We start from the raw sequence: 10,365 nt of genomic DNA on the forward strand, positions 1-10,365 counted from the left end.
GGGGCGACGGGCGGGAGCACGGGCGGCGGTGCGTCCCAGAAGTCGTTGTCACGCATGCGTGAGCCTCCAACTATCGAGATAGCGTGACGATATATCTAGATAGTTGGCATAGGCAAGGTAATGTCCGGTTGGCCGGAGAAAGTTAACGCGCGTTAACCGAGGCCTCGATCGCGGCCCTCGCCATCGTGTGCAGCAGCGGCCGCATGTCCTGGGCGGGCAGCTCGCCGGCGCTGTGCGGCGTCGAGTTGAGCAGGCCGAAGACGGCGTGCGTCGCGGCGCGCAGCCGCGCCGGCGGGCAGGCCGGGTGCAGCTCGGCCAGCACGGTCACCCACTCCTCGACGTAGAGGCGCTGCAGCCGCCTGATCTGCCGCCGCGCGGGCTCGGGCACGTTGCCCAGCTCTCTGTCGTGCACGGTGATCAGGGCCGGCTGCTCGATCGCGAACGTGATCTGCAAGTTGAGCAGCGCGTCCAGCGTCTCCGCCGGACCGGGGGAGGAGGTGGCGACCGCGACGGCCGACTCGCGCAGCCGCGAGCTGACGTCCAGCAACATCTCCGACAGCAGGGCGTCCTTGCCGCTGAAGTGCCGGTAGAGCGCGGGCCCCGAGACGCCGACCGCGCCGCCGATGTCCTCGATCGAGACCCCGTGGAAGCCGCGTGCGGCGAACAGCCTGGCCGCCGCCTCCAGGATCTCCGCGCGCCGGTTGCCGCGGTTGCGGGTAGATGGAGAGACGGTGCTCACGTCTCACATGCTAGACGACTACGTTAATGATGACTAACATCCCAGCCATGGGAGGGGACTTATGAGCGAGTGGCCGGTGCTGAGATCGGCGGCCGAGCCCGGCGCGGAGGCGTACAAACGACATGCCGAGCACAATGAGCGGCTCGCGGCCGAACTGCTCGAACGGCTCACGGCGGCCGCGCCCGGCGGCCCGGAGCGGTCGCGGCGGCGCCACGTCGAACGGGGCAAGCTGCTGCCGCGCGACCGCGTGGACGGGCTGCTCGACCCCGGCTCCCGGTTCCTGGAGCTGTCGCCGCTGGCCGCGAACGGCCTCTACGACGACCAGGCCCCCGCGGCGGGGATCATCACGGGCGTCGGCAGGATCTCGGGACGCGAGTGCGTGGTCGTGGCCAACGACGCCACGGTCAAGGGCGGCACCTACTACCCGATCACCGTCAAGAAGCACCTGCGCGCGCAGGAGGTGGCGCTGCACAACCGCCTGCCCTGCGTCTACCTCGTCGACTCCGGCGGGGCGTTCCTGCCCAGGCAGGACGAGGTGTTCCCCGACCGCGAGCACTTCGGGCGCATCTTCTACAACCAGGCCACGATGTCCGCCCAGGGTATCCCGCAGATCGCCGCGGTGCTCGGCTCGTGCACGGCCGGCGGCGCCTACGTGCCCGCGATGAGCGACGAGGCGGTCATCGTCCGCAACCAGGGCACGATCTTCCTGGGCGGCCCGCCCCTGGTGAAGGCCGCCACCGGCGAGGAGGTCACCGCCGAGGAGCTCGGCGGGGGCGACCTGCACTCCCGGGTCAGCGGCGTCACCGACCACCTCGCTGAGGACGACGCGCACGCGCTGGCCATCGTCCGCGACATCGTCTCCACGCTGGCGCCGCGCGCCGAGCGCCCCTGGGAGACGATCACGCCGGAGCCGCCCCGGTACGACCCGCGCGAGCTGTACGGCATCGTGCCCGCCGACACCCGGCAGCCCTACGACGTGCGCGAGGTCATCGCCAGGCTCGTCGACGGCTCCCGCTTCCTGGAGTTCAAGGCCGAGTACGGTACGACGCTCGTCACCGGGTTCGCCCACCTCCACGGGCATCCCGTGGGCATCGTCGCCAACAACGGCATCCTGTTCGGCGAGTCCGCCATGAAGGGCGCCCACTTCATCGAGCTGTGCGACCAGCGCCGGATTCCCCTGGTCTTCCTGCAGAACATCAGCGGCTTCATGGTCGGCAAGGCGTACGAGGCGGGCGGCATCGCCAAGCACGGGGCCAAGATGGTCACCGCCGTCTCGTGCGCCCGGGTGCCCAAGTTCACCGTGGTGATCGGCGGGTCGTTCGGCGCGGGCAACTACGCCATGGCCGGGCGGGCGTACTCGCCCAGGTTCCTGTGGATGTGGCCGAACGCCCGCATCTCGGTCATGGGCGGCGAGCAGGCCGCGAACGTGCTCACCACCGTGGGCGACGCCGACCCCGACGCGATCAGGGCCCAGTACGAGCACCAGGGGAACCCGTACTACTCCACGGCCAGGCTGTGGGACGACGGCGTGATCGACCCGGTCGACACGCGCACGGTCCTCGGCCTGGCGCTGTCCGCGGCGGCCAACGCGCCGCTCGAACCCGCCGGTTACGGCGTCTTCAGGATGTGAGCGAGGCAATGGAGACCGTGCGAAGCACCGGGCGGCAGGCGGGCTTCACGGCCGTGCTGATCGCCAACAGAGGGGAGATCGCCGTACGGATCGCCCGCACGCTGCGCGGGCTCGGCATCACGTCGGTGGCCGTGTACACGCCGGCCGACGCGGGAGCGAAGCACACGCTCGAAGCGGACATCGCCCTTGAGGTGCCGACATATCTGGATATCGAGGCGATCGTCGCGGCGGCTCGTGAAGCGGGGGCGCAGGCCGTCCATCCGGGTTACGGGTTCCTCGCGGAGAACGCCGCGTTCGCGCGGCGCTGCGCGCAGGCCGGGCTCGTGTTCGTCGGCCCGCCCGCCGACGCCGTCGAAGCGATGGGCGACAAGATCCGGGCCAAGGCCACGGTCGCGGCCGCGGGCGTGCCCGTGGTGCCCGGCCGGGCCGAACCCGCCTCCCTGGAGGACTGGGACGACTTCCCCGCCCTGATCAAGCCGTCCGCGGGCGGCGGCGGCAAGGGCATGGTGCTCGTACGGTCGGCCGCCGAGCTGCCCGAGGCGATCGCGTCGGCCCGGCGTACGGCACTGGCGGCCTTCGGCGACGGCACGCTGCTCATCGAGCGCTACGTCGAGAGCCCGCGGCACATCGAGATCCAGATCATGGCCGACACCCACGGCAACGTCGTGCACCTGGGCGAGCGCGAGTGCAGCCTCCAGCGCAGGCACCAGAAGATCGTCGAGGAGGCGCCGTCGCCCTTCCTCGGCCCCGAGACGCGCGCCCGCATGGGAGCGGCCGCGGCGGAGGCCGCCCGCGCGGTCGGCTACGTGGGGGCGGGCACGGTCGAGTTCATCGTGGACGGCACCACCGGGGCCTACCACTTCATGGAGATGAACACCCGCCTGCAGGTCGAGCACCCGGTGACCGAGCTGGTCACCGGACTCGACCTGGTGGAGCTGCAACTGCGGGTCTCGGCGGGCGAACTGCTGCCGTTCGGCCAGGACGACGTGCGGCTCACGGGCCACGCCGTCGAGGCGCGCGTCTACGCCGAGGACCCGGCCCGCGGCTTCCTGCCCAGCGGAGGCCGTGTCCTGGCGCTGCGCGAGCCCGGCGACCCGGCCGCCGGCGGTCCCGGAACCCCGGGGGGCGGAGCGGTCGTGCGGGTCGACTCGGGGCTGGCGGAGGGGGGCGTCGTGGGCACGGCGTTCGACCCGATGATGTCCAAGGTCATCGCCTGGGCCCCCGACCGTGCGACGGCGTTCGCGGCGCTCGACCGGGCGCTGGCCGGGACGGCCGTGCTCGGCGTGGTCACCAACATCCCGTTCCTGCGCGCCCTCGCCGCCCACCCGGCCGTCGCGGCCGGGGACCTGGACACCGGCCTGGTCGAGCGGGTGCTCCCCGAGCTGGTGCCGGCCACGGAGACGTCCGGCGAGGTGCCCGGCGGGGTGCCCGGTGGGGTGCCCGGTGAGGTGCTCGCCGTGGCGGGGCTCGTCTTCCACGCCATGCCCCGGGGCGACGACCCGTGGGACGTCACGGACGGGTGGCGCGTCGGCGAACCGGCCTGGACGACGTGGCGGCTGGAGTCGCGGGACGGCGTGCACGAGGTCAGGGTCCGCGGCCTGCCGGAGGAGGCGGCCGACGTCATGATCGACGGCGAGGCGGTGCCGGCGCGCGTCCGGGTCGACGGGGCGGCGGGGCCGGCGCGCGTGCCGATCGACGACGCCCCCGGCGGCGTACGCCTGCACGTCACCCTGGGCGGCCGTACCGAGCGTTACCTGTGCGCGCGCGACGCCGACACGCTCTGGCTGGGTAGGGACGGCGCGTCGTGGGCGCTCACCCGGCACCTCATCGGCGACCCGGGAGACCGGCCGGGCGCCGCCGCGGCCGGCGACGGCGCCGTGCGCAGCCCCATGCCCGGCACCGTGCTGGTGGTCAAGGCGCAGCCCGGCGAGCGGGTCGGCGAGGGCCAGCCGCTGCTCATCGTCGAGGCCATGAAGATGGAGCACACGGTCACCGCCCCGCACGACGGCACCGTGACCGAACTGGCCGTGCGGGTGGGCCAGCCGGTCGACATGGACGCCGTCCTGGCGGTGGTCAGCCGCGAGTCCGAGGAGGCGTGATGCCGTACGTGATGGAAGGTCTTCCGCAGCAGGTCACGATCTACGAGGTCGGCCCCCGCGACGGGCTGCAGAACGAGTCCGCCGTCGTGCCCGTCGAGGTCAAGGCCGAGTTCATCCACCGGCTCGCCGACGCGGGCCACAAGGTCATCGAGGCCACCAGCTTCGTGCACCCGGACTGGGTGCCGCAGCTGGCCGACGCCGGAGAGCTGCTCGCCGGGCTGCGCAGGAAGCCGGGAGTGCGCTATCCCGTGCTCGTCCCCAACCTGCGCGGCCTCGACCGGGCGCTCGAACTCCAGGCCGACGAGATCGCCGTCTTCGCCAGCGCCACCGAGACGTTCGCCGCGAAGAACCTCAACCGCAGCCTGGAGAGCCAGTTCGAGATGTTCGAGCCGGTCGTGGCCCGCGCGCTCGACCACGGGCTGAAGGTACGCGCCTACGTGTCGATGTGCTTCGGCGACCCCTGGGAAGGCCCGACGCCGATCAGGCAGGTCGTCGCGGTCGGCGAGCGGCTGCTCGGGCTCGGCTGCCACGAACTGTCGCTCGGCGACACCATCGGCGTCGGCACGCCCGGCCACGTCACCGCCCTGATCGGCGCCTTCCGTACGCCCGAACGGCTCGCCGTGCACTTCCACGACACGTACGGGCAGGCGCTCAGCAACACCCTCGCCGCGCTCAGAGCCGGCGTGACCACCGTCGACGCCTCGACCGGAGGCATCGGCGGCTGCCCCTACGCCGAGTCCGCCACCGGCAACCTGGCCACCGAAGACCTCGTGTGGATGTTGCGGGGGCTCGGCATCGAGACCGGGCTCGACCTGGGCAAGCTCGTGTCCACCAGCGTCTGGCTGGCGGAGCTGCTCGGCCGGCCCAGCCCATCCCGCGTCGTACAGGCGCTTTCGAAAGGGTGACCATGCTCAAGGACGAGTACGAAGAGCTCCGCAAGACCGTCGAGGCGTTCTCGCGCGAGGTCGTCGCGCCGGTGATCGGCGACTACTACGAGCGCGAGGAATTCCCGTACGACATCGTGCGGCAGATGGGCGCCATGGGGCTGTTCGGGCTGCCGTTCCCCGAGGAGTACGCCGGCATGGGCGGCGACTACTTCGCGCTCTGCGTGGCGCTGGAGGAGCTGGCCCGCGTCGACTCCAGCGTGGCCATCACCCTGGAGGCCGCGGTGTCGCTGGGCGCCATGCCGATCTTCAGGTTCGGCACCGAGGAGCAGCGCGAGACCTGGCTGCCCAGGCTGGCCACCGGCGAGATGCTGGGAGCGTTCGGCCTGACCGAGCCCGGCGGCGGCTCCGACGTGCCCGGCGGGATGCGCACCACGGCCGTGCTCGACGGCGACACGTGGGTGATCAACGGGACCAAGGCGTTCATCACCAACGCAGGCACCGACCTCACCGGCGTCGTCGGCGTGGCCGCCCTCACCGGCGAACGGGAGATCTCCACCATCCTGGTGCCGAGCGGCACGCCCGGGTTCACGGTGTCGAAGAAGTACTCCAAGGTCGGCTGGAACGCCTCCGACACGCGTGAGCTGTCCTTCACCGACTGCCGCGTCCCCGCCGCCAACCTGCTGGGCGAGCGCGGCCGGGGCTACGCCCAGTTCCTGCAGACGCTCGACGAGGGCCGCATCGCGATCGCCGCGCTCAGCGTCGGGCTGGCCCAGGGATGCGTCGACGAATGCCTGAAGTACGTCAGGGAGCGCAGGGCGTTCGGCCACCCGATCGGCCACTACCAGGCCATCCAGTTCAAGATCGCCGACATGGAGGTACGCGCGCACACCGCCCGCCTGGCCTACCACCACGCCGCCGAGAAGATGCTGGCCGGAGAGCCGTTCAAGAAGGAGGCGGCGATCGCCAAGCTGGTCTCGTCCAACGCGGCCATGGACAACGCGCGCGACGCGACCCAGATCTTCGGCGGGTACGGGTTCATGAACGAGTTCCCCGTCGGGCGCTTCTACCGCGACGCCAAGATCCTTGAGATCGGGGAGGGCACGAGCGAGGTGCAGCGCATGCTCATCGCCCGCAAGCTGGGCCTGGGAGACCTCTGAGGTTTGCGCCGGGAACCTGCGACGATCTAGTGTCGTCAATCATGACGGCTGACGATCTCCTGATCAGAAGGGCGGAGGAGCCGGACGCGGACGCGGTGTTCGCGCTGGCGCGCGAGTTCGGCCTGACCTTCAGGCCCGAGCGCGAGGCCTTCGACTCCGCGCTGCCCGAGCTGCTGGCGAACAAGGACGCCCTGCTGCTCGCGGCCGTCGTGAACGGGCGGGTCCAGGGCTACCTGCTGGGGTTCGTGCACCTCACGCTGTTCGCCAACGGCCCCGTGGCCTGGGTCGAGGAGGCCATGGTCGGGTCCGGGTCCCGCCGGCAGGGCATCGGGCGGGCGCTGCTGGAGGAGTTCGAGACGTGGGCCCGCTCGCGCGAGGCGGGCTACGTGGCCATGGCGACGCGGCGGGCCCCGGAGTTCTACCACGCGCTCGGCTACGAGGCGTCGGCCACCTTCTTCCGCAAGGTCCTGCGCTGAGCCCGGTCGTGCCGCGGTGCCCGCCCTGACGGCCGCCCGCCACCGGATCCCGTGCGGCCCGATCCGCGCCACGTCCGCGATGCGTCTTCTGTCACCGCCGGATGGCATCCTTGGGGACGTGAGCATCCACGCCGTGAGCCCCCTGTTCGTCGGCCGTGCCCGTGAGCTCGCCGCTCTGGGCGACGCGCTGGACAGGGCGCGCGGCGGGGCGTCGGCCACGGTCCTCGTCGGCGGCGAGGCAGGCGTCGGCAAGACCCGGCTGATCAACGAGTTCACCGGCCGCGCCGGCGACGCCATGGTGCTCGCCGGCGCGTGCCTGGAGCTGGGCACGGAGGGTCTGCCGTTCGCGCCGTTCACCGCCGTGCTGCGCGGGCTCGTGCGCGAGCTGGGCCGTGACGGGGTCGCGGCGCTCGTGCCCGGCGGCACCACGCGCGGGCTGGCGCGGCTGCTGCCGGAGTTCGGCGAGCCCGACAAGGACGGGCCGCAGGTCAGGGCCCGCCTGTTCGAGCAGGTTCTCGGCCTGCTCGAACGGCTGGCGGAGGAGCGTCCCGTGCTGCTGGTCGTGGAGGACGCGCACTGGGCCGACCGCTCCACCCGCGACCTGCTGTCGTTCCTCGTCCGCTACCAGCGCACTGCGGCCCGCCTGCTCATCGTCGTCTCCTACCGCTCCGACGAGCTGCACCGCACCCACCCGCTGCGCCCGCTCATCGCCGAGCTGGGCCGGATCGAGTGGGTGAGCCGCATCGCCCTGAGCAGGCTCACCCGCAGGGAGGCCGTGGAGCAGGCGGCCGGCATTCTCGACCGCGAGCCGTCCGCTGCCGACATGGACCTGATCTACGCGCGCAGCGAGGGAAACCCGCTGTTCGTCGAGGCGCTGCTGAGCGACGAGAGCGGCGGCCACGCGCTGCCCGAGTCGCTGCGCGACCTGCTGCTGGCGAGCGTCGAGCGGCTGCCCGACGAGACGCAGGAGCTGCTGCGGGTGGCCTGCGCCGGCGGCCAGCGCATCGAGCACGACCTGCTCAGCGCCGTCGCCGGGCTCGACGAGCGCACCCTGACCGGTGCGCTGCGACCGGCGGTGGCGGGCAACGTCCTGGTGGTCGACGGCGAGGGCTACGCCTTCCGGCACGCGCTCATCCGCGAGGCCCTCCACGACGACCTGCTCCCCGGCGAGCACACCCGCCTGCACACGCGCTACGCCGAGGCCCTGGAGCGCGACCTGTCGATCGTGCCCGCCCCCCGCGGGGCGATCGAGCTCGCCCACCACTGGCACGCCGCCCATGACTCCACGTGGGCGCTGGTCAGCGCCTGGCGCGCGGCCGCCGCGGCGCGCAAGTCCGCCGCCTACGACGAGCAGCTCAGGATGTTGTCCAGGGTGCTGGAGCTGTGGGACCAGGTGCCCGACGCGGCCGAGCGCATCGGCGCCGTCCGCGTCCGCGTGCTGCGGCAGACGGCCACGGTCGCCCACCTCGCCGGCGAATACGAGCGCAGCATCGCCCTGGCCGGCGCCGCCCTAGACGCGGTCGACCACGACACCGACCCGATCGACCGGGCCCGCGTGCTGCGCCGGCGCGGCCTGACCCGCTACGACCTGGGCCGCCCCGGTCACCTCGACGATCTGCGCCAGGCCGCCGCGCTCGTCGCCTCCGACGAGCCCAGCAAGATCCGCGCCCAGGTCCTCGAAAGCCTGGCCCGCATGCTCCACCGGCCCGAGGACCTGCCGGAACGCCTGGCCACCGCCCAGCTCGCCAGGCAGATCGGCCACGAGATCGGCGACGCCGACATCGAGGCCCACGCGCTGATCGACTACGCCTGGGCCCGCTGGGGCTACTCCGAGATCGAGGAGCAGTTCACCGCCTTCGCGCAGGCCCGCGCCATCGCCTCGAAGGGAGGGGCGTACAACGCGCTGATGCGCTGCGCGATCTCCGAGTCCGACGCGCTGGAGGGCGCGGGCCGGCACGAGCGGGCCGCGCAGGTCGCCCGCGAGGGCGTGGCAGAAGCCGGTCACTACGGCCTGGCCCGCACGTCCGGCGCCTTCCTGTCGATCAACCTGGCCGAGCCGCTGGTGTCGCTCGGCCGATGGGACGAAGCGCTGCAGGTGATCGAGCACGCGCTCGACCTCACGCCGCCCGCGCCCTACCGCGCCAGCCTGCAGGGGCTGGCCGCCGACATCGCGCTCGCGCGGGGCGAGCACGACCGGGCGGAGACGCTGCTCGACCCGGTGCGCAGGGTGTTGTCCCGCGGGGCCCACCGCGGCCAGGCGCTCCTTCCGCATCTGCGCAGGGAGGTGGAACTGCTGCAGGCCCAGGGGCGGATCGGCGAGGCGGTGGAGACGGCGGGGCGGGCGCTGGACGAGCACGACCTGCCGGCCAGCCCGCGGTACGCCTGGCCGGTGCTGGTGACCTTCGCCCGGCTCTTCACCGCCGTCGCGCCACCCGCGCCCGCCGGGGGTCCCGGCGCGCCCGCGTCGGCCGGGGTGTCCGCGTCGGCTGGTGGGTCGGTGTCGGCTGGTGGGTCCGCGCCGGGCGGTGGGTCCGCGCCGGGCGCGGCGGCTGCGGCAGCCGCGGCGTTCTACCTGCCGCGGCTGCGTGCGCTGGCCGGGAAGTTCCATGCCGACGGGGCGCTCCAGCAAGCCCAGCGGCTGACGTTCACCGCGTTGATCGGGCCTGACCTGCCCTCCGATGAGACGGCGCTCACCGCGCAGCGGCGCCTCACGGGGTGGGACACGGCCGTGGAGGCGTGGACCGCGCTGCGGCAGCCGTACGCCGAGGCCCGGTGTCTGGAGCGGGCGGCCCAGGCCGCGCTCGCGTGCGGTGACCGGCAGGGGGCCGCGGCACGGTTGTCACGATCGAAGGAGCTCGCGGCCCAGCTCGGTGCGGCGCCGTTGGCCGAGCGGCTCGACGTCTTCGGCCGCAGGTCGAGGCTGGCGGGCCCGGAGGAGGCGGCCGAGGGAAACCCGATGGGGCTGACGGCTCGCGAGCTGGAGGTGCTGCGGGAGGTGACGTACGGGCGGAGCAACCGGGAGATCGCGGCGGCGCTGTTCATCTCGGTCAAGACGGTGAGTGTGCACGTGTCCAACATCCTGGCCAAGCTCGGTGCCGCCACCCGGGGAGAGGCCGCGGCCACGGCCCACCGTCTCCACCTCTTCGACTCCGTGACCTGAGCCGGGGGCCGCTCGAAGAGCATGCCCGGCCCCACGGCGGGCCGTGCCCGGCGAGTGGACGTACCGCTCTGCCCGTGGTCGGGTTCACCGCCCGGTGAGGGGCGTTACTCAACGGTGTGGGGGTGCGCCGGCCGGCGGGGGGCGGTCTTCCCATCGAGGCGTGCGAGGGGGGCGCCTGCGATGGCTGAAGGGGTTCGTCAGTGGCGCGCCGCACCTG

The 10,365-nt window shown here is 72.9% G+C and carries 7 protein-coding genes; 6 read left to right on the plus strand and 1 reads right to left on the minus strand.

Features of this window, described 5'->3' with window-relative positions; genetic code table 11:
- Window positions 1–142: 142 nt before the first annotated feature.
- Window positions 143–739 (minus strand): SACE_7040 family transcriptional regulator, encoded by a 597-nt coding sequence (locus E1295_RS44835; protein ID WP_132640965.1) that lies wholly within the window; start codon window positions 737–739, stop codon window positions 143–145.
- Between the two features lie 61 nt (window positions 740–800).
- Here E1295_RS44835 and E1295_RS44840 point away from each other — a divergent pair, with 61 nt between their 5' ends.
- The 6 genes from E1295_RS44840 to E1295_RS44865 all read left to right on the plus strand — a co-directional run bounded on the left by E1295_RS44840 (window position 801) and on the right by E1295_RS44865 (window position 10,148).
- On the plus strand, window positions 801–2,369 hold the full coding sequence (locus E1295_RS44840; RefSeq protein ID WP_132640977.1) for a carboxyl transferase domain-containing protein: 1,569 nt from the start codon (window positions 801–803) through the stop codon (window positions 2,367–2,369).
- Window positions 2,370–2,377: 8 nt separating this feature from the next.
- Window positions 2,378–4,468 (plus strand): acetyl/propionyl/methylcrotonyl-CoA carboxylase subunit alpha, encoded by a 2,091-nt coding sequence (locus tag E1295_RS44845; RefSeq protein ID WP_132640979.1) that lies wholly within the window; start codon window positions 2,378–2,380, stop codon window positions 4,466–4,468.
- Window positions 4,468–5,373: a hydroxymethylglutaryl-CoA lyase gene (locus tag E1295_RS44850; RefSeq protein WP_132640981.1), complete on the plus strand. Its 906-nt coding sequence runs from the start codon at window positions 4,468–4,470 to the stop codon at window positions 5,371–5,373. Before E1295_RS44845 ends, E1295_RS44850 begins: the two co-directional genes overlap by 1 nt.
- Before the next feature lie 2 nt (window positions 5,374–5,375).
- Window positions 5,376–6,512: an acyl-CoA dehydrogenase family protein gene (locus E1295_RS44855; protein ID WP_132640983.1), complete on the plus strand. Its 1,137-nt coding sequence runs from the start codon at window positions 5,376–5,378 to the stop codon at window positions 6,510–6,512.
- A 41-nt stretch (window positions 6,513–6,553) separates the two neighbouring features.
- Window positions 6,554–6,988, plus strand: coding sequence for a GNAT family N-acetyltransferase (locus E1295_RS44860; protein ID WP_132640985.1), 435 nt, complete (start codon window positions 6,554–6,556; stop codon window positions 6,986–6,988).
- A 118-nt stretch (window positions 6,989–7,106) separates the two neighbouring features.
- Window positions 7,107–10,148 (plus strand): helix-turn-helix transcriptional regulator, encoded by a 3,042-nt coding sequence (locus tag E1295_RS44865; RefSeq protein WP_132640987.1) that lies wholly within the window; start codon window positions 7,107–7,109, stop codon window positions 10,146–10,148.
- Window positions 10,149–10,365 lie beyond the last annotated feature (217 nt).

The sequence above is a fragment of the Nonomuraea mesophila genome (assembly GCF_004352805.1).
GTDB classification, from domain to species: Bacteria; Actinomycetota; Actinomycetes; order Streptosporangiales; family Streptosporangiaceae; genus Nonomuraea; species Nonomuraea longispora.

Bases quoted from the DNA above. Each gene is read 5' to 3' on its own strand.
- E1295_RS44840 (WP_132640977.1), top strand. From the start codon at position 801: ATGAGCGAGTGGCCGGTGCTGAGATCGGCGGCCGAGCCCGGCGCGGAG.
- E1295_RS44845 (WP_132640979.1), top strand. From the start codon at position 2,378: ATGGAGACCGTGCGAAGCACCGGGCGGCAGGCGGGCTTCACGGCCGTG.
- E1295_RS44850 (WP_132640981.1), top strand. From the start codon at position 4,468: ATGCCGTACGTGATGGAAGGTCTTCCGCAGCAGGTCACGATCTACGAG.
- E1295_RS44855 (WP_132640983.1), top strand. From the start codon at position 5,376: ATGCTCAAGGACGAGTACGAAGAGCTCCGCAAGACCGTCGAGGCGTTC.
- E1295_RS44860 (WP_132640985.1), top strand. From the start codon at position 6,554: ATGACGGCTGACGATCTCCTGATCAGAAGGGCGGAGGAGCCGGACGCG.